The following is a 26663-nucleotide window of genomic DNA, read 5'->3' as shown; positions in this document are numbered from 1 at the left end:
AAATCGGAAAAACGAAAGCTTAGTATTTGTGCTTAAGCTATTTCCTACTAATCAAAAATTTATGTTCAAAGGTATTATCCTTGTTCTTTTTGGTGCTTGCAGTTTCGGCATCCTTTCTACCTTTGTAAAATTGGCTTATGCAGAAGGTTATTCTTTAGGTGATGTAACTGGTACACAAGCATTATTTGGAGCTATTGTATTATGGCTTCTCTATTTTGTACAAACCAAAACGCAAGTCAAAGAGCAAAAAAAGCCAGTTATAAAAACGCATTGGCTAAAATTAATTGGTGCAGGTTTTTTTACAGGATTAGTCAGCATTACGTATTACCAATGTGTAAAATTGGTGCCAGCATCAGTTGCCATCATTTTATTAATGCAATTTGTATGGATCAGCGTATTATTAGAACTTTTTATTTATAAAAAGAAACCAAATCGCAATCAAGTTTTGGCAATTTTACTTGTTTTAGGAGGAACGGTTTTAGCAAGTGGATTAACGGAAACAAAAATAACAGGTTTTAACATTTTAGGTATCGCATACGGTATGCTAGCTGCACTTTTTTACGCTGCATTCTTAATGTTAAACGGTAAGTTGGGTAACGAATATCCACCACTAAAAAAGAGTGCATTAATGATTACTGGAGCCTGTTTATTAATTTTTGCAATTCTTCCTCCTACCTTTTTAATCAATGGTGCTTTAGCTGGTAATCTATTAAAATGGGGAATAATTCTAGCCATCTTTGGAACCGTAATTCCTCCACTTTGTTTTTCATCAGGTATACCAAAAGCTGGACTTACTTTAAGTTCCATCTTAAGTTCAGTAGAATTGCCTGTTGCAGTAAGCATGTCGGCATTAGTATTACATGAAGATATAAGTTGGATTCGCTGGTTAGGCGTGGTCATAATTTTAAGTGCGATGATTTTACCGAATTTGGAAAATATAAAAAAGGGGAATATCTTTAATAAATCATCATAGCTTCATTACATTTATAAAAACAACTATAATATGAAAAACCAATTATTAATTCTATTGAGTTTATTTTTTTTTCGCCTTTGGCGGATGTAAAAATATTGCCACTATTAATGCTGATGAGGCCGGCGAAGTAATTACTGATTATTTAAAAGCAAATCCTGAATATAAAACCACTCGCTTTAGTTTCGGCGAAATGAAATTTAATAGTGAAAAAGAGATGAAAGAGCTAGCTAATTATAGAGCCTTAGCTAATGATGGTTATATCTCATTGAGTTTAATAGAAGCTAAAAAGAAATTCCTTTCTAAAGACAGTAGTTTTGTGTACGTGATAAAATTAACGGATAAAGCCAGTGATTTAGTGTTAAAACAAGATGCAGATAAAGCAACCGTAAAAGCAGTTACGTATGAATTGGCAAGTGAAAAACCTGTAGATTTTAATAGAGTAAACGATAACAATGCTAAAGTAACGGTATCACTTAAAAAGGTAAATACACCATTTGCTGCTTTTGATAAAAATCAAGAGAATAATAGTAATTTTATCACTAAAACCTATCGCTTAAAACTAAGTAAAGACGAAGGTTGGAAGGTAAATAAATAGATTAAGCCAGAAGAATCCCACAACAAATTTCTTATTTGCAAAATGTTTTTCTGTAGTCAAATGATTATAGAAGAATAGATCCGTTTATTAACTTTTTTAAAAATTTAAACAAACGTTTGATTTAATATACTACTAAAATTATAGGCTTTAAGCGGCAAAAAACACGGTTCGTCAATCTTTTTTTACATGTTTTTAACAAGACAATTTTGTACCTTTGCGCAATCAATTATAGCTATACTTCATGAGTTTAAACATCCATTACCAAGAAGACTTTCAAGACCGTCATATTGCACCTAATAAGGAAGATACTGCGGCAATGCTACACACTGTTGGTGTAAAATCTATTGATGAACTGATTGAACAAACCATTCCTCAGAAAATACGATTAAAGCAACCGTTAAATCTGCCAAAGGCAAAATCTGAAATTGAATATTTAACCAGTTTAAAGCAAACTGCATCGTTAAATAAAGTTTTCAAATCTTACATTGGACAAGGTTATTACGACACCTTAACACCTGGTGTTATTTTGCGTAATGTAATGGAAAACCCAGGATGGTATACGCAATATACTCCTTATCAAGCAGAAATTGCACAAGGTCGTTTGCAAGCTTTATTGAATTTCCAAACTATGGTTATCGATTTAACCGGAATGGAAATTGCAAATGCATCTTTATTAGATGAAGGTACCGCAGCGGCGGAAGCGATGTTTATGCAATTTAGTTTGCGCAAAAATCAACAAGCTACTAAATACTTTGTATCTGATTTAGTTTTTGCACAAACCATCGATATTTTAAAAACTCGTGCTAACCCTTTCGGGATTGAATTAGTAATCGGAAATCACGAAGAATTTACTGCAACTGAAGAATTTTTTGGTGCAATTGTTCAATATCCCGCAGGTAATGGAGAAGTATTTGATTACACCAATTTTGCTGCTACGCTACACACAAAGAATAGTAAACTAACCGTTATAGCAGATTTACTAAGCTTAACTTTATTAACTCCTCCGGGAGAATGGGGAGCTGATGTAGTTGTGGGTACCACACAACGTTTTGGTGTGCCAATGGGCTTTGGTGGCCCGCATGCAGCTTATTTTGCAACTAAAGACGAGTATAAACGCTCTATCCCCGGTCGTATTATTGGTGTAACTATTGATAGCAATAACAACTACGCTTTACGTATGGCTTTGCAAACTCGCGAGCAACACATCCGTAGAGACAAAGCAACTTCAAATATCTGTACAGCCCAAGCTTTATTGGCTATTATGGCAGGTTTCTATGCTGCTTATCATGGTCCAAAAGGATTAAAATTAATTGCAGAACGTACACACGGATTAGCAGTAACTCTTGCAAAATCTTTAAGTGAAATTGGTTATAATGTATTAAGCAAGTCTTACTTCGATACCATCCAGTTAGATTTAGGAGATTTAACTGATTCTATCCATAAAGAATGTTTAGATAACAACATCAACCTAAATTATACTCGAAATACAGTTAGCATCGCTTTTGATGAAACTACTACTTTTGAAGATGTAAAATTATTAGTCCGTATTTTCTCTAAGGTTAAAGCGATCTCTTCTGATAATTTAACAGTTGTAGAGCATGTTTCAACTACTATCCCGGCAGGTTTACAACGTACTTCTGAATATTTAACGCACCCTGTTTTCAACTCACATCATTCTGAGCATGAAATGTTGCGTTACATCAAATCGTTAGAAACTAAAGATCTCTCACTTTGTCATTCTATGATTGCTTTAGGTTCGTGTACCATGAAACTAAATGCAACTAGCGAAATGATTCCTGTTACTTGGCCAGAATTTGGTAAAGTGCATCCATTTGCACCAGCAGACCAAGTATTAGGTTATTATACTGTTTTTGATGAGTTAGATAAATGGTTAAGCGAAATTACAGGTTTTGCAGCCATGAGTTTGCAGCCAAATGCTGGTGCGCAAGGCGAATATGCTGGCTTAATGGTTATTCGTGCTTATCACCAAGATAGGGGAGATTTTCACCGTAACATCGCGTTAATTCCTGCTTCGGCTCACGGTACAAATCCTGCTTCTGCAGCAATGGCCGGAATGAAAATAGTTGTAGTTAAATCTTTAGAAAATGGAAACATTGACGTAGAAGATTTAAAGGCTAAGGCTGTCGAACATGCTGCAAATCTTTCGTGCTTAATGGTTACATATCCGTCTACACATGGTGTTTTCGAAGAAAGTATTATCGACATCTGTAACATCATTCACGAAAACGGTGGACAAGTTTACATGGATGGCGCTAACATGAATGCACAAGTTGGGTTAACAAGCCCAGCAAATATTGGTGCAGATGTTTGCCACTTAAACTTACACAAAACATTCTGTATTCCACATGGTGGAGGAGGTCCTGGTATGGGTCCAATTGGTGTAGCGGCACATTTAGTAAAATATTTGCCTGGTCATGCGGTTGTAGATATCAATAACGAAAAATCTATCCCAGCTGTATCATCTGCACCTTGGGGTTCTGCTTCTATCTTAATTATTTCTCACGCTTATATCGCTATGATGGGTGGTGAAGGATTAACTGATGCTACTAGGTATGCAATTTTGAATGCAAACTATATGAAAGCTCGTTTAGAAGCTCATTATCCAGTATTGTATTCGGGTAGTCAAGGTCGTTGTGCACACGAGATGATTTTAGATTGTCGCGGTTTCAAAAACTTCGGTATTGAAGTAGTTGATATTGCTAAACGCTTAATGGATTATGGTTTCCACGCTCCAACGGTTTCTTTTCCAGTTGCTGGAACGTTAATGGTTGAGCCAACTGAAAGTGAGCCTAAACATGAATTAGATCGTTTCTGTGATGCATTAATCGCCATTAGAAATGAAATTACTGCTGTAGAAAAAGGCGAATTAGATAAAGTTGATAATCCATTGAAAAACGCTCCGCATACTGCTGCTGTAGTTACTGCGAATGAGTGGGAACATGGATATAGCCGTCAGACTGCTGCTTTCCCTTTACCTTATGTAGCTACTTATAAATTCTGGCCATCGGTTGGTAGAGTAAACGATAGTCATGGAGATAGATCGTTAATCTGTGCTTGTCCTCCATTAGAAAGCTACATGGAAGAAGAAGTAACAGTTTAGCTTGTCATTGTCACCAACTCTGTCATCCTAAGCTTTTCGAAGGATCTTATTTATAAACTACAAAATAGCTCGAACAATAGTTCGGGCTATTTTTTTATACTGGGCGGATGTTAGACACATAAAAAATCCCTTTAATCTTTCGACTAAAGGGATTCTATTTGTGTGTATTATATTTTATTCAGCTGCTGGCTCTTCTGCTGTTTTAGCATTATGATCAGCTTCTACCGATTTTTTCTTAAACCATCCTTTAATAGCTCTTGAATTTTTATCCATTACGATATACATACAAGGAACTAAAATTAGCGTTAAGAAGGTTGCGAAACTTAATCCGAAAATCATAGTCCATGAAAGTGGACCCCAGAAAGCAACGTTATCTCCACCAAAATATATGTGTGGATTTAATTCTGTAAACATTTTCACGAAATCGATATTTAAACCTACAGCCAATGGAATTAACCCTAACATGGTTGCAGTTGCAGTTAATAATACTGGTGTCATACGTGTACGACCAGCTTCAATAACTGCATCTTTAACTGTAGAGCCTTGGCTGATTAATAGCTCTGTAAATTCTACTAATAAAATACCATTACGAACTACAATACCCACTAAAGCAACAATACCCAACATCGACATCATTACAGAGAATGGCATATTGAAAATTATACAGCCTCCTAATACCCCAATAAAACTAAATAGTACCTCAACCAAAATGATAATAGGTTTGCTAATAGAGTTAAATTGGGTAACTAATATGATAAGGATTGTACCAATTGCAATAAAGAATGCCATTCCTAAAAAGCCCATGGTTTCTGCCTGTTCTTCTTGATCTCCCGCCATTTTTATTTCAACCCCTGTAGGTGTTTTAAATTGTGCTACTTCTTGAGCAACATTCTGTACTACCTGATTTGCATTGGCATCACTTAAAACATTAGATGAAAGAATGATAATACGTTTTTGCTGTTTACGCTTAATACCGCCATAAGTATTTACGTACCGGATATTTACAAATGAAGAAATTGGAACTTGTCGGATCTGACCACCCATCGCCATATCACGATAGGTCATCTTCATGTTTCTCAAAACTTCAAGATTATTCTTTTGGTCATCACGAGCACGAACATTAATCTCATAATCTTCTTTATCATCTCTAAACTTAGACAATTCACGTCCATAAAGCGCTGCACGAAGATCCATTGCAATCTGTCCAGAGTAAATTCCTTCTCTGTTTGCTCTTTCTCTGTCGATATCAAATATAACTTCTGGCTTATTGTTCTGGAAATCTGACTTCAATTCCTCTACTCCAGCAATATTCTTGCTCACCAAGTATTTTTTCAATCTTTCAGAGGTATGAACGATAGAATCCAAGTTGTCACCAGTAATCTCAATACTAATCGGCTTAGCTGTTGGTGGACCACCTTGTTCTTGGGCTACCGAAATTTCAGCACCAGGAATACCTTTCACTGCATTTCTGATCTTATCTAAATAAGCTGCGGTATTCACCCCGTTTCTTTTGCCAAATTCTACAAAGGCAACGGTCACTTTTCCTTTATTTGGATATTCACCTTGATCTTCATCTTGCGGATCTGTAACGCCTTTAGTAACATTTGAAATGATAGATGTTACTACTGGATCTATCTTTCCATCTTTTGAAAGTACACCTGTAACACGTTGTTCAACTTTTCTAACTACCTCATTCGTATAGGCTTGATCAGTTCCTACTGGAAGACCAACATATACGTATACAAAGTTTGGATCTCCTGATGGGAAGAAAATAACCTTCTGACGACCTGCAATTACCAAAACACCAAAAAGAATAATCGTCCCGAAAAATAGGCCAAAGGTACCCCAAATTAATTTTTTAGGGTGGTCTACTGCCCAGTGCAATAACTTAACATATTTGTTTTGGAAAGCTGGCCAAATTTTGTTTTGAAAGGTCTTAACCCAATTTTCCAAGAAATAATGGTTCAATAAGTATAATATAATGATAAATACCATGAAATTACCAAATCCGAAGCTGCCTGCCAATGCGCCAATAGCGTAGGCAACAATTGTGGCAATACCCAAAATGAGGGTTATTTTCTTTGTCCTTTTATCAAAAGTGGGTTTTTTGTTAGCAGAATGATCATCATGTTCCATAAAATCAACTGCAAAAACAGGGTTAATGATATAGGCAACAATTAATGATGCAAACAAGGTAACAATAAGCGTTAACGGCAAGAAATACATGAATTTACCGATAATTCCTGGCCAAAATAATAAGGGGAAGAAAGGTGCTAAAGTGGTTAATGTTCCAGAAAATACTGGTACAAAAACTTCTCCAGCAGCCATTTTAGCCGCTTTTACAATAGGAACTTTACCATTATCGAAAATACGGTGTGTGTTCTCAATTACTACAATCGCATCATCTACCACAATACCCAACCCTAACAGGAAGGAGAAGAGTACAATCATGTTCATAGTAAAGTTAAAACCCATTATTCCACCTAATAGAGGCATGAATAGGAAAGCAATAAACATTGATAATGGCACAGATAACGCTACGAAAATGGCATTTTTTACTCCCATGAAAAACATGAGGATAATGGTTACCAAAATAAAACCTATGATAATCGTGTTAATCAAATCGTGCAAAGTAACACGCGTTTGATCAGATTGATCCCCAGTTATTTTAATGTCCAAAGTTTTTGGTAACGATTTAGCCTTCATCTCCGTTAAAATCTGATTGATTTTATCCGATGCTTCAATTAGATTTTGACCTGAACGTTTTTTTACATTTAAAGTAATTACATTCTTTCCATATAAACGTGCATAACTATTCTGTTCTTTAAATGCATCCTTAACTTCAGCGATATCTCTTAAATACACAACTGCACCAGAAGGTGTTTTGATTACCAGATTGGCAATTTCTTCAGCACTTTTGAAATCCTTTTTAATGTTCAAAGTACGACGTAGGCCGTCCATTTTTACAGTACCACCAGATGCAGTTAAATTTTCATAACCAACTGCATTTTGAATGTCGGTAAAAGAAACTTGGGCAGCAGCCATTTTATTCATGTCTACATTGATCTGAATTTCAGGATCCAAGGCACCAACCAAATCAACTCCCGAGATTTCCGGTAAAGCCTCTATACGGTCTTGGATATCGTCTGCATAGTCTTTTAATTTTTTAAGATCGAAATTACCTGAGATATTGATATACATTACTGGTAGATCAGACATATTGAAATCCATAACAGTCGGATCATCTGGGATGTCATTTGGTAAATCTGTCTTAGCTTTATCAACTGCATCTTTTACACGCTGTTTAGCATCTTTAATATCTACATCGGTACCAAATTCGGCAGTAATAACTGAGAAATCCTGATAAGAATTCGAGGTCACTTTTTTCAAGCCTTGCGTACCTTTGATTTGTTTTTCTAGTTGTTTGGTCACTAGGTTCTCCATGTTTTCAGGAGAAGTTCCAGGATATACAGTTTGTACGAAAATTTTAGGAACAATTACTTCCGGAAAATTCTCTTTCGGAGTTGAATTATAGGCAAATAATCCAGCTAGTGTAATCATAATCGTTATGATATAGATAGCCGTTTTATTGTCTATTGCCCAACTTGATGGGCCAAACTCTTTGTTTACGTCTTTCATTTTATTTGAATGTTAGAGACTAATTAGCTGATTAATATTTAACTGGATCGCCTTCGTTGATGTCATCAATTCCGGTAGTTACAATCTTGTCGCCTTGGGTTAAGCCTGATAAAATTTCAGTTTTTCCATCAATTGTTCTTCCAGCTTTTATTGTTGTACGTTTCGCTTTTCCATCCACTACTGTAATCACATATTGACCATTTTCTGCATTTTGAATGGCACTAACTGGTATCACAATCGCCTTTGGATTTTTATAGTCGACAACTTTTAATACTACAATCATATTAGCACGATATTTTGCATTTGATGGTAGTTTAACTTCGATATTGAAACTACGAGAAGAAGGATCAATTACCTTAGCTGCAAAGCTTACCTTGGTTACTAAGCTATCTGGAATATCTGGGAAGATCACTTTTACATCATCACCTTGGCTAATCTTGCCTAAGTATGATTCAGCAACCTGCGCTTTAGCTTTTAAAATATTTCCATTTACAATTCGGATACCTGTAACACCTGGAGCTACAGCCTGACCAACTTTTAGGTCCATTTGTTCAATACTTCCACTGATTGGAGCTTTGATTTTATACATCGCTTGTTGAGAACGTAAAACATTCATTTGACGCTCTAAACCTTCTTTTTGAGTTTTTGCATTTAGGTATTGAACTTCCGTGCCGATTTTTTGATCCCAAAGATTTTTTTGGCGGTTAAATAGATTGGTAGCCAAATCAATTTGTGTTTGCAACTGCGCCATGCTCTGACGAAGTACATTGTCGTCAATTTGAGCTAAAACTTGTCCCTTACTAACTGTTTGGCCAATACTAACATATACTCTGGTTACTACACCCTGTGCTTCTGGATTAACCTGAACATTTTGTTCAGCATCAACCTTACCCTGAATTTCTACATAGTTATTAAAGGTAGTCTGTTTAACTTCGAAAACAGTTACATCTTTAGTAGATACAGAGTCCTTGTCGCCAACAGTACTTTCTAATTTTGCAATTTTCGCATCTAATTCTGTGCGTTGTTTTTTAAGATCCGCTAATTCAGCTTTTGGATCTTTTTTCTCAGAAGAACACGCTGCTAAAATTGCGATTGCTGCTATAAATAATATTCTTTTCATTATAAATTGTTTGTAAGGTTAGTGGTTAATGTTTCCTAAAGCTTTATCTAGATTTACTTTGTTAATCAGCATATCGTATAAAGCATTAATATAGTTGTTTTGGGCTTCTTTTAATGAAGTTTCGGCAGTAGTTACCTCTAAACTAGAACCAACTCCTTGGTCGTATTTAATTTTAGTAACACGTAAAACCTCTTTAGCCAATTCCATATTTCTTTTTTGGTTTTCTAAAGATTTCTGACCGTTTAGATAAGTGGTTTGAGCTTGTGCAACTTCTAAATCAATAGAGTTTTTTAAATTGATTAGGTTGTTGTCAGTTTTTAAAGATTCTAATTTTGCATTACGTAATTGATAAAGTTTCTGACCACCAGCATATAATGGAATTGAAAGTTTTAATCCGATTACTGTGCTTGGGAAACTTTTATCATAGAGATTTGAAAATTTGTTATCTTGGAAATTAGCTGAAGTATTACCAAATGCAGATAACGTTGGCAGGTATAAACTTTTATAACGCTTTACATCTAATTCATTTAATTTCTTTTGTGTTTGTAGTAAAGAATATTCAATCCTCTTATTATAAGTCAGCCCGTCATTTAATATTGGTGTTTTATCTATATTAACATCACTAATTCTGTCTGTTAGGGTTAATGTGCTACCAATTGTCATACCCATTTGAAACTTTAACAAATTAACGTTTAAGGCTAATAATCTGATTACATTCTCACGCTCGGTAAGTAAATTGTTGTTTAAAACACTTAGTCTGTCAACATCTATTTTTTCTACAAAACCATTTTTTAGCATTTGCTCTGTATCGTTTAATGATTTTTTCAAACGCTCTAAATTGGCATCAATTAAAGCAAGCTGTTCATTGCTAACCAATACCGAATAATAAGCTTTTGTAACTGCAAATGTGGTTTCAATTTTGCTTCTAGTAGTGTTTTTTTGCGACAACTCTTTATAAGTTTTCGAAGCCTGTAAACCTACCAAATAGCTGCCATCAAATAATAATTGAGTTACCTGTAAGCTAGCAGATGAAGTAAACTTAGTGCCAAATTGAACAGGAGTTGAACCCCCAAGGCCTGCAGGCATTGTAATTGGGTTTCCATTTCCATCTTTAACATTATTGTCTGTGAAAGCTTTATAAACTAACGGCGAAATAAAATCTGGAAAAATAGATGTTGGCATTTTAAGAAAATCGTTAAAATCTGCATTGGCGCTAATTTGTGGTAAGCCAATACCAATAGTTTTTTTAACAGTATTAATAGCTATTTGCTCATCAATTTTTGCATTTATAATACTCGTTTGATGTTGTTGAGCGTAAGAAATAGCATCTTGTAAGCTAAAACTTGCCGTCGTGTCTTTTTGTTGGGCCAAGGCTGGGAAAGCCAAACTCAAACCAAAAAGTAAAATGTAAAGTTGTTTTTTCATAAATGATTATACTTGGGACGATTGTTGTTTGTAATAATTAATTTTTTCTAATCCCTTTGAGTTGCAAACTCCATAAAGGAAATGTTCAGTTATCTCAGCCATTACCTGAGCAATATTATATTTATTCTTGGTGTAATGATCGTGCTGATTAAACAATAAATCAACTTGATCAAGGCGCATCTGCGTTAAAATATCTTTGTTAATTTCAGGGCGATACAAATGTTCGTTTATGCCTCGTTCAAGATTTGCATAAATACATTTACCCAAATTATTTTCCTTAAACTCCTTAAAATATAACCATGCTTTTGGATGATATTTTTGTAAATCATAAAAAAGCTTTGGGTTCATGCTACTTAATAATTCGTGGATATTGGTAATGGCGAAAAATATTTCATGAACTGCATTCTCTGCACTTGTTGCACAAAAATCCATTGTACAATTTTGATTTTCTAGTTTGGCTTTTATTAGAATATTTACCAGTTCATCTTTATCTCTAAAATGCTGATAAATTGTCTTTTTAGACATGCCCAAGTGTTTGGCAATGTCATCCATCGTTACACTTTTAAAGCCGTATTGACAGAAAAGCTTATCCGATTCCTCAACTATGTATTCTTTAACTTCCAATTTTGCTCCTTAATTAATGTAGTAAAACTAGCCCCAAATTTTCTTGATTAAAATTGTAATCTCTTCAGCTATCGTAGTTTCTACTTCTTTATATCCCAACATATTCTTAAAAATGATGGAGCAAAACTATGGAAACTTTTTTTAATTCCAAAGTTTCCTAATTAATATTTTTATTTCTTCTATGAGCGTTTGCTCTGTTTGTGTTGTTTCCATGCTACAAAAAAACACAATTATGCAAGGCGGAAACAGTCTTAATCGGTGAATGGAGGATTTGAGTAGGTGAAATTCTGAAGAAATCGGATTACAGCTTTCGGACGTATTATCGTACTAGCTTAATAATTTAACAACTCAAAGATTTGTTTTATATTCGGCATGAGAAGGAATAAATAACCAAAAAAATGAAAAAAGGAAGAATAGAGGCATTTAGCGATGGTGTTATTGCCATCATTATTACTATTATGGTGTTGGAGTTAAAAATCCCACACGATAAAAGTGCGTTAAAAGATTTAATGCCATTATTGCCCGTATTTTTGAGTTATGTATTGAGTTTTATCTATGTTGGCATTTACTGGAATAATCATCATCACATGTTTATGGTGGTAAATAAAGTAAATGGCGCTATACTCTGGGCAAACTTGCATTTGTTGTTTTGGCTTTCTATGATCCCTTTTGCCACTGGTTGGATGGGAGAAAATCATTTCGCTGCTGCACCTATCGCATTGTATGGTTTTGTTTTATTAATGAATGGAATTGCTTATTCAATTTTGGCTTCGTTATTAGTTAAACACCATGGTGAAGATTCATTATTAGCAAGGGCTTTGGGAAATGATTTTAAAGGCAAACTTTCGGTAGCTTGTTATATCCTTTCTATACCATGTGCATTTGTTAATGTATGGATTTCTGGAGCTCTATATATTTTAGTGGCTTTTATGTGGTTAATTCCAGATAAACGAATTGAAAAAGTAATTCACGAAGAACATGAAAAAGAATAGTTGTTAGCATGTATAGCTTTTATTGTTGTTTAGATATATCCAATACTTAATAACAATTTAGCAATTTAACAATACAACAATTTAATATCTTTGACCCATGCCGATCTTACAAGAAAACGTATCCTTAAAAACATATAATACTTTTGGTATTGATGTTACTGCCAATTATTTTGTTGAAGTTAAAAATGTAGAAGATTTAAGGGAAGTTTTTAATCATCCAATTGCTAAAACTAAAAAGTTATTGGTATTAGGAGGTGGAAGTAATATGCTTTTCACTAAAAATTTTGATGGCATTGTATTAAAAGTAAGTATTCCAGGTATTACCTATCAAACACAAGGTGATGATGTAGTTGTTACTGCTGGGGGAGGCGTAGTTTGGAATGATTTAGTACTGTATTGCGTCGACAATAATTTCGCTGGAATAGAGAATTTAACTTTAATACCAGGTACAGTTGGCGCATCGCCCATACAAAACATTGGTGCTTATGGTGTAGAATTAAAAGATATTTTCACTTCTTGTACAGCATTTGAAATCGCCACTGGCGAATTAAGGATTTTTAATTACGCTGATTGTAATTTTGGATATAGAGATAGTGTATTTAAAAATGAACTCAAGAATAAATACATTATTACCTCCGTACAATTTCATTTAAGTAAGCAAGCAAAACTGCAAACTCATTATGGAGCTATTACAGCAGAGCTCGAAAAAAGGAATATCGCAGCACCAACTATTGCAGATGTTTCTAACGTTGTAGCTGCTATTAGAGTAAGTAAATTACCAGATCCTAAAACAATTGGTAACGCTGGGAGTTTCTTTAAAAACCCTGTTATCGAAAAAACGGAGTTTGATAGCTTAGTGAAAAGATTTCCAAATGTGGTGAATTATCCGGCAGCAAATGGAAAGGTTAAACTTGCTGCAGGTTGGTTAATAGAACAATGTGGGTTTAAAGGAATTGTTGTTGGAGAAACGGGTACTTGGAAAAACCAGGCTTTAGTATTGGTCAATCATGGTCATGCAAGCGGACAGGAGGTGTACACTTTTTCAGAACAAATAATTAATACTGTGTATACCAAATTTGCTGTTAAGCTAGAGCGAGAAGTAAATATTTTGTAATACATTGATTTTTACTCACTCAGATAGGGTTTTTCTTTAAAATAATCTTCATTTTTCTTTTTGGTATCATAGTTGTATAGATTTTAATAATTACAAACAGTTGGCTCGAACCAAAAAAAAAGCCCCTGTTTCTTTTTTAAAACTTAAAACTAAAAAACTATGACACAGCTACAATTTAACCACCAATTGCATGATTATTCTGGTTCGTTACAGTCATTCGCTTTAAATTTTACAAAAGATGTAGAGGATGCCAATGATTTGGTACAAGATACCATGCTTAAAGCGGTTACTTACTACAGTAAATTTAAAGAAGGAACTAATTTAAAAGGTTGGTTATTTACAATTATGCGCAATACGTTTATTAATAACTATAGACGTATGGTGAAAACTAATACATTAATTACGCAAAGCGAAGATATTTCTTCAGCTAATTTACATTATAGTGCTACACGAAATGAGGTAGAAAGTAAATTTGTGATGGGCGATATTCATAAAGCTTTAGCTACGTTACAACCAGAATATTATGTGCCATTCATTAAATATTTTGAGGGATATAAATACCATGAAATAGCGGATGAACTAGATATTCCAATTGGTACTGTAAAAACACGTATTCACGTAGCACGTGGAATTTTAAAAAAATATTTAAAAACTTATGCAAAAGATCTTACAACAGCAGATGCATAAAAGTTTAACAATCTACGAATGAAAAACAACAGAAAAGGCTCCAATATGGAGCCTTTTTTATGCGTTAATAAATATTTATACGATGTAAACCGCTTCAAAATCATACTTTTGAAAATCTAAAATTAAACACCGTATTTAATGAACTATATTTTTTTATTGCTAAATCTTTTTCTATTTCTCATTCCACTATTTTTTTCTTTTGATAAAAAAGCTTTTCTAATTGAAAAATTGAAATCGACTATTGCAGCTACCTTAATAGCTGGAATTATTTTTTCGGCCATAGCCATATTCTTTGTTATTTTTAAAGTGTGGAGCTTTAATCCAGCTTATTTAGTTGGGGTTTATTATAGAGAACTTCCTTTAGAGCAATATCTTTTTTCATTTACTTTCAGTTTTGCGGGCTTAGGCATTTATCACTATTTAAATGCTAAATTTCCGAATAATCACTTACAGAAATTTAGTTTATCAGTTAGCAATTTAATGTTGGGCGTTTGTGTAGCATTTTTGTTTTTCGCTTATGCAAAATGGTATACAGTCATCACTTTTTCGGTACTATTTATCCTGTTATTGTACATCGAATATTTAAATAAACTACGATTTATGTATCGATTTTACAGAGCATATGTAGTTTGCCTTATCCCGTTTTATATCTGTTATGGCATCATTTGTAATTGGCCTATTATTCAATATCAAGCAACAGAAACCGTTAAATTAAACGTATCAAATATTCCTCTCGAAAATCATTTTTATATCATGGGAATGCTTTTGTTAGCGGTTTATGTATCAGAGTTTTTCGAAAAAAGAGCAGCAGCTAAATAATGGATTTGCCTATTTACAGTAAACAGCAACTCGCTTTGCGTAATGGACAAGACAAACCTCAGATTTGGATTGCTTACAAAGGATTAATTTATGATGTAGGCAGCAGTCGATTATGGAAAAATGGTAAGCATTATGAACATTGGGCTGGGCAAGATTTAACAGATGAATTACCTGATGCTCCGCATACGGAAACTGTTTTCGAAAAATTTACAGTGATTGGTATGTTGAAGTAAATAGTTCATTGTCAAAATAATACAAACATTATCCTGCTAATTTCCGTTTTAATTTAAACTTCCAATTGAGGATGTAGTAAATTAAATATAATGGAATACATAGTTAAGCAAAGTATTAAAATCAACGCTAAGCCTGCTCAGGTTTGGGATGCATTAACTAACCCTGAAAAAACAAAAGCATATTTTTTTAACGCAAAGGTCTTTTCCAAATGGAAAGAAGGAAGCAAAATAACGTTTAAAGGCACCCTATTTTTGATCATTAAATTTGAAATGATTGGCAAAATCCTTGAAATAAAACCACAAAAGCTATTAAAATATACGCTGAAAAATAGTAGCGATAAAAAAGGTAAATCATTTTCTACAATAACCGATACCTTAACGTATGCCAAAGGAATAACAACGGTTTCTATAACAGATGATGTTGGACAAGGAGAAGGAGCAGAAAAGAGGTATAAACGCTCAACTAAAGGCTGGAAAAAGGTGTTGAAAGGGTTAAAAAAATTAGTAGAGCATACTAAATAAAAAAGGCAGATCGCTTAACCTACCTTTTTTATAGGTCTCCAATAAACTTAATCTTGTATATTTTCAAAATTCTTCACTATAGGTATGTAAATGCTGCCATCTAATGCCTACAATTCTTACTTAGAATTAACTATTAGTTAAAATATAAACGATGAGGTTTTAACAAATAATTTACAAGGTAAATAACCCTGTTTTCACCTTGTTTGCACCCTGTGATTACCCTGTTAAAACCTTGTTAAAATAAACGAAAAAACCCATGCAAATTTTGCATGGGTTTAGTTGCAATTAACTTTTAGTTAAATCTAATTAATCTTGAATAATCTCAAAACTACTTAAGTTTACAAACTGTTGTAAACGAGCAGCAATTGTAGCTTTATCTAATTCTAATAAGCGCTCCGTTCCAAATTTTTCTACGCAGAACGATGCTAATGCAGAACCGTAAATCAATGCATTTTTCATGTTATTGAAATTCACGGTGCCAACTTGTGCTAAATAGCCAATAAAGCCACCAGCAAACGTATCGCCAGCACCAGTCGGATCAAAAACATCAGCTAATGGTAGTGCAGGAGCAGAGAATATTTTATCCTCATGGAATAATAATGCACCATGTTCACCTTTTTTGATGATCAAATATTTTGGTCCCATGGTTAAAATTTTATTGGCCGCTTTAACTAATGAATATTCGCCAGATAATTGACGAGCCTCAGAATCATTAATGGTTAATACATCAACCATTTTAATGGTTTCCAATAGGTCGTCCATCATAATGTCCATCCAGAAATTCATGGTATCTAACACAATTAGTTTCGGACGGTTTCTAAGTCTTTTAATAACAGTTTGCTGTACCTGTGGGGTTAAGTTGCCTAATAACAAATACTCACAATCTTGGTAACTCTCTGGAATGATTGGATCGAAAGTGCCCAGTACATTCAAATCAGTGATTAAAGTATCACGGCTATTCATGTCATTGTGGTATTTTCCGCTCCAGAAAAATGTTTTTTCCCCTTTTTTAATCTGTAATCCTTCTGTATCTATGCCGTGTTTTTCAAAGATGGCGATATTTTCTTTCCCGAAATCTTCACCCACAACAGCTACCAGTTTTGTGTTTTTATAAAAGTAAGAAGCAGCAACAGTAGCGTAAGGTGCGGCTCCGCCAACAATTTTATCAGTTTTTCCGAAAGGAGTTTCTATGGCGTCGAAAGCCACACTACCTATGATTATCAGGCTCATATATATCTTATTAAAATTATTTTAAATTTTTTCTCTGCAAATATTGCATAAATAATTTAAAAGCCCTAATATTGCATTCCCAAAACGAACGAGGCATTATGTTCTTAACATCATCCAGAAAGCGTTTTAGGAATAACCAGTACTCCTTCTTAGCTCAGCTGGTTAGAGCATCTGACTGTTAATCAGAGGGTCGCTGGTTCGAGCCCAGCAGAGGGAGCAGATTGAAAGCCTTACAGAAATGTAAGGCTTTCTTGTTTTAAAAGCTTTTTTATGTTTTATCTATATTATTTAATCAAGTTACGCAGACAGGTATTATGTTGGTCACACCAATAATCATGGTCGGCGTTTAGCTACTGAGAAGAGATAAACTAAATCAATATATTTCTCCGCTTCTTCTACTAAAACAATTGTGACTGTAGTTTTGAAATCTTCCATTACCTTTTAGTAGTAATAGATTTTGTTAATTATATAATATTCCAAATGTTTATTGTGGGGAATATTACGTTAGTACTTTAAGCATAAGGATTATATTGCTTCAACTGTTTATAATAGCCCTTCACAAAGTCCAAAATCAAGATTAGTGTTTTTACATATTGCTTTGCAACCTTTCTGTGTTAAAATACATCATAATAAAAAAGACACAGATCAATAACAACTATTAGATTTTATTATTAACTAGATTGATTGTACGTAATGATTAAATATATTTTCTTCCTGTTTTTCATATCTCCTTTGGTTATATACGGCCAAAAGGATAAAAATTTACCAAGCCCTGAAGTAATTAAACTAAAAAGGGAGATTTTTAAGATAATTAAAAATAATTCAATGTTCACTGATTCCCTTGATTGGAATAAAGTTGCCCAAGAATCTGATGCGTTGAAATTAAATGAGAGTGATAGCACGGACACTAAAATTATATTCGATTTTTTTACTCAAAAACTAAGGAAAGCTGGAGATAAGCACTCATTTTTTATAGCTAAGAAATCTATATCCAAAATTATGGAGGCACAGGCACCAATTCCTCCTCAAGCCGACTATCTAGGTGATGGAATTGCATGGGTAAAAGTTCCCGAGTGTCTAACTTTCGATGCAGTAAAGGATAAAGCCTTTGCCAATACCATCCGGTCAGAAATAAAAAGAATTGATTCTGGACAAAAGATCTCAGGGTGGATTGTGGATCTTCGCCATAACACAGGAGGAAATATGTGGCCTATGCTTGCGGGACTGAATGCGCTCATTGAGGATGGAACGGTTGGTTACTTTGTGGATCCCAACTCAAATAAAAAACAACCTTGGATCAGCCAAAATGGAAAATTAGGTTCCTCAACCATCAGTAATTATAAAATTGAGAATATGAAAGTTAAAATTGCGGTTCTTATTGACTCCATGACGGGAAGCAGTGGAGAAATGACGGCAATCTCCTTTATTGGACTACCAAATGTGAAAACTTTTGGACAACCCTCCGCAGGTTATACCACGGCAAATCAAACCTATTTTTTATCCAATGGGTCGCAATTGCTGCTAGCAGTCCAATTTGTAGCTGACCGAACTGGTAAACCCTATGTAGATAAAATCATGCCTGATGTAACTGTGAACGACTTTACTAATACTAAAAGTGATGGGGTGATCTTAGCGGCGAAAAAATGGTTGTTAGAATAGATAGCAGAAATTTGGGTAACTCAGTAAAGTTCGAAATTACATTCTCTTATTACTACAAAGGATATTTATCAATTTTTGAAATCCTAATCAATCATTAAGTAGATTTCTAGAAAAGTAAATAGGCTCGGAAGCAGATTGAAAGCCTTACAGAAACGTAAGGCTTTCTTGTTTTTAAAGCTTTTTAGTTAGCCGCAGCTGATTAGCGTTCGACTAATCATGATTACTAAAAGGGTTGCGCAGGATTAAGAATTACTTATTCTTCTTGAAAAGATAAGTAAAAGCCCCTGTAGACCACAATGCTGCTAAAATAAGTGGGGGTTGAAAAAACAATCTAATAAGTCGAGCACGGTCAGTATCAAGTCCAAATGCATCCGTATGGTTCAAATATTGAGCAATATTACCTGGAAAAATTAACACATAAAACACGGCAAGAGCTATTCCTATCTTAACCTTTTGTTTTGTCCAGAAGAGCATAGCTAGGCCCAGTGATATTTCTACTATGCCCGAAATTAATACAACACTGTCTTTGCTGATGGGTATCCAGTTAGGCACTTGTGCTTGGAATGCTGCTCGCTGAAAAGTAAAATGCCCAATAGCGGCTGCGATCATGAAAATACCCAAAATAATTCTTAAGATATTTTGAGTAGTGCTGGTTTTGATAGTATCCATACGTAAATATACTCCATTGTATCGTTAGAATATATATCGATAGTAAACTTTATCAGACCCTTATGATTAAGTACTGTAAAGACCTATACAGCACTTAGTGCTCAATAGCATCATAAAATGAGCTGCGGTAATTATCACCTACTGCAATTACTTTCTCGCCTATGGCAATGCGATTACGTTCTATAGCAGCAATTTTGTCTACGGCTACAATAAAAGATTTGTGCACACGTACAAACTGGGGATACGATAGTAATTCTTCCATCTTTTTCATGGTTTGTAAACTAGTTATCTTCTCGGTAGTGGTATAAATATTCACATAGTTTTGCATACCCTCTATGTACACTATGTCTGCAGTAGCTACCCTAATTAACTTATACTCTGTTTTAACAAAAATGTGGTCAATATCCTTTTCTTTTTTCACAGTAGGCGCTTCGCTAGACGGGAGTGACATTCCTTTGTGCATTAACTTTGCTTTCTCTACAGCTTTATAAAAACGCTCAAAGGAAACTGGCTTTAACAAATAATCTATTGCGTCATTTTCGAAACCCTCTAATGCATATTCGGTATACGCTGTAGTTAATATCACTTGGCATTTTCCTTTTATAATTTGCATAAACTGTAATCCCGTTAGCTCAGGCATCTGAATATCTAAAAAGACTAGGTCTACTTCTCCTTCGGCAACCTTTTCTAAAGCTGCTAAAGGATTGGTTGTGCTATATATCAGTTCTAAAAACGAGACTTTAGCGATATAATGTGTAAGTACATCAATCGCTAATGGTTTATCGTCTACAACAATACATCTGATCATGATAAATCAATTTTTAAGTCGACAGTAAAGTTAAGCGGATCATGTGTAATTAAAAGCTGATGTTTATTTGGATAAATCAATGCCAATCGTCGTTTTACATTCACCAAACCAATTCCACCAGTTTTATCTTTCTTATACCCGTTTACTTGATTAGCTATGTTGAAATGAAAAGTACTTTGTTTAAGTTCAATGTGAATGCGAATAGGTGTTTCTTTATCCGTAAATATGCCATGTTTAAACGCATTTTCAATAAAATTGATCAAAATTAATGGAGCAATCTTTAATTTATCTGGATTGCCGATTATAGTAAAATCTACATGTGAAAGTCCCTTTTGTCCAATCTTTTGTAGTTCTATCACATTTTCTAAATAGTCTAATTCTTTCGTTAACCCTACAAATGGGCCATCGCTTTCTCTAAGCATGTAACGTAACAGTTCTGAGAGTTTAAGCAACGCTTCTGGGGCTTGTTCGTCTTGTTTTTGAGTAAGTGCATAAATATCGTTAATGGTATTGAATAAAAAATGCGGGTTTACTTGCGATTTAAGAAATGCTAACTCTGTTTGGAGTTGTTCTTTTTCTGCAATTTCCTTTTCCATTCGCATGGTTCGCCAATCCATAAGGTAGCTTAAAAGTATGCCCAAGAAAATATGCAGGAAATTAGCACTTAGTGTGATCATTAATGCAGACCAAAATGTTAAATCTAACTCATACGTTTTCCAGCCTAGGGTTGGGTAGAAGGATTGTTCTAAGAAATAATAGAGTGGTGTAAATAGTACTATTGCTATACCTATAGAGATAAGGTATTGGAAAATATTTCTTTGCTTAAGAAAACGAGGGATTAAATAGAGATAGTTAAGGTAGAAAAAGGCAGCAGAACAAGCAATCTGTAAGATTTTAACAGGGATGACAATTGTAAAGAATAACTTCCAATAGATTTGTGTGCCAAGTACACCTGTACCTAAAGACACCAGCAAAACTTGCACAGCCACCAATAACCAGTAACCAAGGTGTAAATAAATTATTTTATGCTTATTCATGGCTTAAAAGTACTTTAAAATAGTAGTGAATAGAAAAGCAATACATCAAAAGCTAAATCTTACTGACGAAGCCTTAAACTTTATCCACCAAATCTATTTTCACTAAAAATTCATTTTGTCAAGGTAATAAAGGCTTTCGTCAATCGCTTTCTTTGTTTTACATGTTTGATTGGACTTTTGAGTAGTCAAAAATTAATATCATGAAAAAATATCTGTTCAACAACATCCTCTTTTTACTAGTTGTTCTTTCATTTAGCAATGTGTATGGAACTAACAATTCGACAACAAATGAGCGCACCAAAGCTTTTATACAAGTTTGGGGTTTGGTAAAATATAAGTCGATAAATGGTGCGCAAGGTAAATTTAAGGCGGATAGTGTGTTTCTTACTTTAATAAACAACGTAAAAAAAGCTGATGAAAATCAGTTTAGAGAATTAATCGCACTGCTATTGAAAGAAAATCCAGGCCAACCTGATGTACATAGGGTACACCCAACTAACAAAAGCTTATTGACGAAAAACATCGATTATGGCTGGATAAAAAATAAACTATTCACCTCTACTATTCAAAAGCAATTGGTTGTATTAACCAAAACGTATAACCCTAGCAATACACATTATTTTATTCCTACTATCGCATATGAAGGTGACCTGCCACATGAAAATGCATATCCCAATTATGCATTTGATAGTGAAGCCATGAATTTGCTGGCGCTTGCTAAAGCTTGGAACGCCATAGCCTATTTGTTTCCATATCGTTATGTAATGGATCAAAAATGGGAGCTTACGCTGCAGCAATTAATTCCAATATTTAGCAGTATTCATTCTAGGGCAGCTTATGAAAAAAGTATTCTTTTACTAGAAAGTGCACTAGACGATACCCATGCTTCGGGTTTTTTAAATCAGGTGAAGAGCTTACCTGAAATCTTTAACTTGAAATATTATCCTTCCTTTACCTATAAAATTTATCAGAATTATATAGTGGTTAAAGAATTTCTAACTGATTCTTTAGCGCAAACAAGTAGTTTAAAAACCGGTGATTTAATTGTAATGATAAATGGAGTAAAAACAAAAGAATGGCTTAAACAACGCTCTATTTTATTACCTGCATCTAACCAAAGTGTAAAAAATAGATTATTAGCCGATAACGATGCATTTGCTTTTAGTGCAATTGACAATGCGATACTTAATGTAAGGATTAAAAGGAATCATAACTATTTAAATGTACAAGTGTCGCTTTTAGATCGCAAGGATAAGAAAGTTGGAGAAATAGTAAACACCTATTTTAAACAAAAATATGCACAAGAACAATTGGTAAAAGGTTATGAAGATTTACCTAACGACATTGCCTTGATTAGAGCAGGTTACTTTTTCGATAAGAACCTCCCTAAAGGCGATGAAATGATGACCTTTTCGCAAAACTTGAATAAGAAAAAAGCAATCATTTTTGATATGCGTAAATATCCAGCAGCGCCAGGTCTATTCTATTATTTTATACCGATGGCATTGGGTAAACCTGCTTTTAGATTTGCACAATATTTTGGTGCTGATATCAGCAATCCTGGAGTTTTCTCGAAAAAAGATGGTATAGAAGTTTTCCTTTCGAAGGATATAACAACTGAAATGCCTTTGTATACTGGCAAAATTGTGATTTTAACAGACGAAAACACACAAAGCATGGGCGAATGGTTTACCATGATGCTTCGTCAACTTAATCGCAATACTACAGTGATTGGTAATCAAACCGCAGGAGCTGATGGCGATATGAAACACTTGAACTTACCAGGTGGTTATGAGTTTTTGTTTACAGGAAATGGAATCTTTTATCCAAACGGAAAAGAAACCCAACGCATTGGTATTGTTCCAGATGTTGTATACAAACCTAGTGTTAAAGATTTAATAGCAACAAGAGACATGCATTTGGCTAAAGCATTACAGTATTTAACTAATAAATAGCACTTACGTATAAACGGCACTACTATTTTTTTGTAATTTGCGCTGCGCTCATTAAAATTCTCTGAAATCTATGTCGCAATTCAAGAAAATAATACATTCCATTCGTCTACATCTAAAAAAATCATTTGATCGCATCGGCAATGAACGATTTAAAAAGAATCTGTTGCAAGCAGTTCCTTTCTGGATTGCTTCGATGATTGCTGGATTAGCCGCAGTTGCTTATGCTAAATTATTTGTGATGGCAGAAGATGTAGCACTTTGGGTTTTTAACTATAATGCTTGGTTATTATTTGCACTAACTCCAATTTGTTTTGTACTTGCTTGGGCTTTAGTTTGGAGGTTTGCGCCTTATGCTAAAGGTAGTGGTATTCCTCAGGTAATGGCGGGAATAACTATTTCTGCTCCTAAAACGCATGACTTAGTCAGTCGATTGCTTAGTCTAAAAGTTATGGTGATCAAAGTACTATCTAGTTTAGTAATGGCAATGGGTGGAGGAGCAATAGGTAGAGAAGGGCCAACCATTCAAATCTCTGCCTCTATATTTCGTTCAGTAAATTCAATGTTGCCAAACTGGTGGCCTAAGGTTGCAAAGAGAAACATGCTGGTAACAGGGGCTGCCGCAGGATTAGCTGCAGCATTTAACACGCCATTGGGAGGAATTGTATTTGCCATTGAAGAACTAACAAAAACACACTTTAGTTTTTTTAAAACGGCTATTTTCTCATCGGTAATTATTGCTGGATTAACCGCTCAAGCTATATTAGGTCCTTATCTTTATCTTGGTTATCCTAAAATTGACAATACTTCTGGGTATATATTCTTCGGAGTTCTTTTAGTGGCATTAATTTCTGGCTTATTGGGAAGTTTGATGGGGAAATTAATTTTATTGATACTTAGATGGAAAGCAAGATTGAAATCGGTACGTGCCAATATGGTCTATGTAGTTGGTTGTGCAGTGCTATTGGTAACTCTTGCCATACTTTTCGGAACAAATGCATTGGGGTCTGGTAAACAAGTGATGGAAACGGTATTATTCACCCCAGATCGTCATGCTCATTGGTACATTCCAATTTTAAGAATAGGTAGTTCGATGGTATCTTTTACAACGGGCGCTGCTGGAGGAATTTTTGCCCCTGCATTAGCTGCTGGTGCTTCAGTAGGATCTGTTGTTGCAGGTTGGTTCAACTTATCAGAAACAAATACCAATCTTTTAATATTGGCAGGAATGGTGGGTTTTTTAACAGGAGTTACCCGTTCGCCATTTACATCAGCGATTTTGGTATTAGAAATGACCAACCGTCAAACAGCTATATTTAGCTTAATCCTTGCGGGAATGGTAGCTAGTTTAGTATCGATGTTGATAGACAAACATTCTTTATATGATCATCTGAAAGTTCAATACGTAAAGGAACTTGAAGAAATAGAAAGAGATGAGAAAAAGAATTTAAGTGTACAGTAAAGATTTTTATTTAGCATTTAGCCAATGCCATGAGCCAAATTTCTCAGGATCGAAAAACTCAGGTTTTAAAGCTACATTGATTTTAAAATCGTGATATTCTTCCTTTTGTACAAGTTTGCCATTCACAAAAATCTTTACATTTCCTTCGTGCCATATTTTGCCAATTTTTTGATGGTCTTCAAATTGACATTCTAAACGAGATTTCTCATTTTGTTGAATCATCCTCACCAAATAATGATTTTTAGCATCGTACCATAATTGGCTTTTCGTTGTATCAGCACTTGCTACACCAATAATGTCAACTTCTTTTCCCTTCCACTTACTTTTAAAACCTTTACTTAAATCGAACCCATCTTTAGCTAGTTTTTGATTTACTTGGTCTACGGTTTCAAAATACATACCACCTAATAAATAGACTAAAATGTTTGGATTAACTGCAGGCTTCAATTTTTTCGATTGCCTGAAATTGTAAGTGGTATCACCTCTGTAAATTATAGCATTGCCATCTTTAGGATCTCCTAAATCAATTCTGAATAAATTAGGAAAAATACCAGCCTCATACCATATTTGGCTTCGACTAAGTGTATCTGCTCTATAAAAACCAGTTTTCTGATTAAATGTAATCGTCTTTGGCCATTGCCCGTAAAACTGATGATGAATCTCTTTAAACTTTGGAGTGATTTGTGCAAAAGCTGAGGATGCTAATGCAAATACAAACATAAAACAGCTTTTTATTTTTAGATTTAATTTCATCGTATAGACATTTAATGAAAGATAAGATTTAAAGTTACAGAAATAATTAATCACTTCTTCGCAGTGCGATTAAACCTAAAATTGGTCCCAATGCTAATAGCATATAAATGTATTGCACATTGTTTGCAGTCTTTAAAACATCAATGAGTTGAATGCTGACAATGGTAATTGCAAAACCAATACAGTTTACAATGGTTAAGGAAGAGCCTTTATATTCGGCTACTGCATTTTGCGCCACCAAAGTGGAAAATAAAGGAGAGTCTGCAATAACTGCCATTCCCCAAATAAACATAAATACGATGAAAACAGTTGCCGAACTATTGAGTATAAACAATGGAGAGGTTAAGCAGCAAAGGCAAGACAACCCTAAAGAAAGGCTAGCAATTTTCTTCACACCAACTGTTGTTGAGATCATTCCGCCAATTACGCATGCAATACTTCCAACCGCAATAATTAAAAAAGAAAATAATGGAACATTAAACTCCTGATTTGGATGTTGGTTATTGTAGACTAGCAAAATAGCAGGAACAAATACCCAAAAAGCATAAAGTTCCCACATGTGTCCAAAATATCCAAAAGCAACAGCTCTAAATTTTTTATTTCCAAATCCTTTTATGAATGCACTTAAACTCAATCTTTGTCCGATAGTTCTATAAGGTCCATCAGGAACAAGAATAAATAGTGCAAAACCTCCAACTAAAGAAAGTAAGGACGTACAAAACACAATATAATGCCAAGGAACCCCGTGTATACTTTTTAAGAAATGAGGAAAAGCAGTTCCCAAAACTAAGGCACCTACTAAGAAACCTAAAGATTTACCTAACCCTTTCTGAAAATGATCTGCAGCTATTTTCATCCCAACTGGATAAATGCCAGCAAGAAAGAAACCGGTAACAAATCTAACGCTCATTAATTGAGTAACCGTTATGCCATCAAAACTTACACAAAGATTAACTAATGCTGCAACAACAGCGCAACTAAAGAAAATTTTAGATGGAGAAAAACGATCTGAAATACTCAATACAGCAAAAACCAACGTACCACTAATAAAACCAAACTGAACAGCACTTGTAAGATGTGCTAAATAAGAAGATGGGAAATGTAATTGTTTAACTAAGTCGCTGATAATTGCATTACCAGCAAACCATAATGAAGTACAAAAGAATTGTGCGACAACAATAATGGGTAAAATTATTTTCTTTGGCTGTGAAGTAGTCGGTTGCATAAAA

22 protein-coding genes and 1 tRNA gene are annotated in these 26663 nt (G+C 34.4%); 13 read left to right on the top strand and 10 right to left on the bottom strand.

Annotated features, from left to right (window positions below):
• The first annotated feature begins 61 nt into the window (after positions 1-61).
• The 3 genes from ACHMWN_RS02140 (at position 62) to gcvP (ending at position 4689) form a co-directional block, all read left to right on the top strand.
• Complete coding sequence (locus ACHMWN_RS02140) at positions 62-973, top strand: EamA family transporter (RefSeq protein ID WP_397297368.1); 912 nt, start codon at positions 62-64, stop codon at positions 971-973.
• A 190-nt stretch (positions 974-1163) separates the two neighbouring features.
• On the top strand, positions 1164-1568 hold the full coding sequence (locus tag ACHMWN_RS02135; protein WP_397297367.1) for a hypothetical protein: 405 nt from the start codon (positions 1164-1166) through the stop codon (positions 1566-1568).
• A gap of 241 nt (positions 1569-1809) precedes the next feature.
• Complete coding sequence (gcvP, locus tag ACHMWN_RS02130) at positions 1810-4689, top strand: aminomethyl-transferring glycine dehydrogenase (RefSeq protein ID WP_397297365.1); 2880 nt, start codon at positions 1810-1812, stop codon at positions 4687-4689.
• A 174-nt stretch (positions 4690-4863) separates the two neighbouring features.
• On the opposite strand, the gene ACHMWN_RS02125 is transcribed toward gcvP, so the two are convergent.
• From ACHMWN_RS02125 to ACHMWN_RS02110, 4 genes are read right to left on the bottom strand one after another with little or no spacing between them, the layout of a single operon-like run.
• Positions 4864-8328, bottom strand: a complete 3465-nt coding sequence (locus ACHMWN_RS02125; protein WP_397297364.1) for an efflux RND transporter permease subunit — start codon at positions 8326-8328, stop codon at positions 4864-4866.
• Between the two features lie 31 nt (positions 8329-8359).
• Complete coding sequence (locus tag ACHMWN_RS02120) at positions 8360-9448, bottom strand: efflux RND transporter periplasmic adaptor subunit (protein WP_397297362.1); 1089 nt, start codon at positions 9446-9448, stop codon at positions 8360-8362.
• A gap of 18 nt (positions 9449-9466) precedes the next feature.
• Positions 9467-10873, bottom strand: a complete 1407-nt coding sequence (locus ACHMWN_RS02115; protein WP_397297361.1) for a TolC family protein — start codon at positions 10871-10873, stop codon at positions 9467-9469.
• A 6-nt stretch (positions 10874-10879) separates the two neighbouring features.
• Positions 10880-11497: a TetR/AcrR family transcriptional regulator gene (locus ACHMWN_RS02110; protein ID WP_397297359.1), complete on the bottom strand. Its 618-nt coding sequence runs from the start codon at positions 11495-11497 to the stop codon at positions 10880-10882.
• A 398-nt stretch (positions 11498-11895) separates the two neighbouring features.
• Here ACHMWN_RS02110 and ACHMWN_RS02105 point away from each other — a divergent pair, with 398 nt between their 5' ends.
• From ACHMWN_RS02105 to ACHMWN_RS02080, 6 genes are all read left to right on the top strand, one after another.
• The gene (locus tag ACHMWN_RS02105; protein WP_397297358.1) at positions 11896-12489 is read left to right on the top strand and encodes a TMEM175 family protein; all 594 of its coding nucleotides are present in this window, start codon (positions 11896-11898) and stop codon (positions 12487-12489) included.
• Between the two features lie 97 nt (positions 12490-12586).
• Positions 12587-13603, top strand: coding sequence for a UDP-N-acetylmuramate dehydrogenase (murB, locus tag ACHMWN_RS02100; protein ID WP_397297356.1), 1017 nt, complete (start codon positions 12587-12589; stop codon positions 13601-13603).
• A 159-nt stretch (positions 13604-13762) separates the two neighbouring features.
• Positions 13763-14290: an RNA polymerase sigma factor gene (locus ACHMWN_RS02095; protein ID WP_397297354.1), complete on the top strand. Its 528-nt coding sequence runs from the start codon at positions 13763-13765 to the stop codon at positions 14288-14290.
• A gap of 138 nt (positions 14291-14428) precedes the next feature.
• On the top strand, positions 14429-15109 hold the full coding sequence (locus tag ACHMWN_RS02090) for a lycopene cyclase domain-containing protein (RefSeq protein WP_397297352.1): 681 nt from the start codon (positions 14429-14431) through the stop codon (positions 15107-15109).
• A complete protein-coding gene (locus tag ACHMWN_RS02085; RefSeq protein ID WP_397297351.1) occupies positions 15109-15342 on the top strand; it encodes a cytochrome b5 domain-containing protein in 234 nt (77 codons plus the stop codon). Before ACHMWN_RS02090 ends, ACHMWN_RS02085 begins: the two co-directional genes overlap by 1 nt.
• Before the next feature lie 90 nt (positions 15343-15432).
• On the top strand, positions 15433-15864 hold the full coding sequence (locus ACHMWN_RS02080; protein ID WP_397297349.1) for an SRPBCC domain-containing protein: 432 nt from the start codon (positions 15433-15435) through the stop codon (positions 15862-15864).
• A gap of 306 nt (positions 15865-16170) precedes the next feature.
• On the opposite strand, the gene ACHMWN_RS02075 is transcribed toward ACHMWN_RS02080, so the two are convergent.
• On the bottom strand, positions 16171-17094 hold the full coding sequence (locus tag ACHMWN_RS02075) for a PfkB family carbohydrate kinase (RefSeq protein WP_397297347.1): 924 nt from the start codon (positions 17092-17094) through the stop codon (positions 16171-16173).
• A 143-nt stretch (positions 17095-17237) separates the two neighbouring features.
• Here ACHMWN_RS02075 and ACHMWN_RS02070 point away from each other — a divergent pair.
• Together ACHMWN_RS02070 and ACHMWN_RS02065 are read left to right on the top strand one after the other, a co-directional pair.
• Positions 17238-17311: transfer RNA gene (locus tag ACHMWN_RS02070), tRNA-Asn, on the top strand.
• Between the two features lie 608 nt (positions 17312-17919).
• Positions 17920-18753 carry a S41 family peptidase gene (locus ACHMWN_RS02065; protein ID WP_397297346.1) on the top strand — a complete coding sequence of 278 codons (834 nt, stop codon included), beginning with the start codon at positions 17920-17922 and terminating at the stop codon, positions 18751-18753.
• A 249-nt stretch (positions 18754-19002) separates the two neighbouring features.
• On the opposite strand, the gene ACHMWN_RS02060 is transcribed toward ACHMWN_RS02065, so the two are convergent.
• The 3 genes from ACHMWN_RS02060 to ACHMWN_RS02050 form a co-directional block, all read right to left on the bottom strand.
• Positions 19003-19422, bottom strand: coding sequence for a hypothetical protein (locus ACHMWN_RS02060; protein WP_397297345.1), 420 nt, complete (start codon positions 19420-19422; stop codon positions 19003-19005).
• A gap of 94 nt (positions 19423-19516) precedes the next feature.
• On the bottom strand, positions 19517-20230 hold the full coding sequence (locus tag ACHMWN_RS02055) for a LytR/AlgR family response regulator transcription factor (RefSeq protein ID WP_397297344.1): 714 nt from the start codon (positions 20228-20230) through the stop codon (positions 19517-19519).
• Complete coding sequence (locus tag ACHMWN_RS02050) at positions 20227-21267, bottom strand: sensor histidine kinase (protein ID WP_397297343.1); 1041 nt, start codon at positions 21265-21267, stop codon at positions 20227-20229. Before ACHMWN_RS02050 ends, ACHMWN_RS02055 begins: the two co-directional genes overlap by 4 nt.
• A gap of 200 nt (positions 21268-21467) precedes the next feature.
• On the opposite strand from ACHMWN_RS02050, the gene ACHMWN_RS02045 reads away from it, so the two are divergent.
• Together ACHMWN_RS02045 and ACHMWN_RS02040 are read left to right on the top strand one after the other, a co-directional pair.
• A complete protein-coding gene (locus ACHMWN_RS02045) occupies positions 21468-23222 on the top strand; it encodes a S41 family peptidase (protein WP_397297341.1) in 1755 nt (584 codons plus the stop codon).
• Between the two features lie 70 nt (positions 23223-23292).
• On the top strand, positions 23293-24681 hold the full coding sequence (locus ACHMWN_RS02040; RefSeq protein WP_397297339.1) for a chloride channel protein: 1389 nt from the start codon (positions 23293-23295) through the stop codon (positions 24679-24681).
• Positions 24682-24687: 6 nt separating this feature from the next.
• On the opposite strand, the gene ACHMWN_RS02035 is transcribed toward ACHMWN_RS02040, so the two are convergent.
• Positions 24688-25401: a hypothetical protein gene (locus ACHMWN_RS02035; protein ID WP_397297337.1), complete on the bottom strand. Its 714-nt coding sequence runs from the start codon at positions 25399-25401 to the stop codon at positions 24688-24690.
• 79 nt (positions 25402-25480) lie between these two features.
• On the bottom strand, positions 25481-26659 hold the full coding sequence (locus ACHMWN_RS02030; RefSeq protein ID WP_397297335.1) for a nitrate/nitrite transporter: 1179 nt from the start codon (positions 26657-26659) through the stop codon (positions 25481-25483).
• Positions 26660-26663 lie beyond the last annotated feature (4 nt).

This window comes from Pedobacter sp. UC225_61 (assembly GCF_044452285.1).
Taxonomy (GTDB): domain Bacteria; phylum Bacteroidota; class Bacteroidia; order Sphingobacteriales; family Sphingobacteriaceae; genus Pedobacter.
The sequence above is the reverse complement of the archived record's forward strand: the minus strand, read 5'-3'. Positions and strand labels throughout refer to the sequence as shown.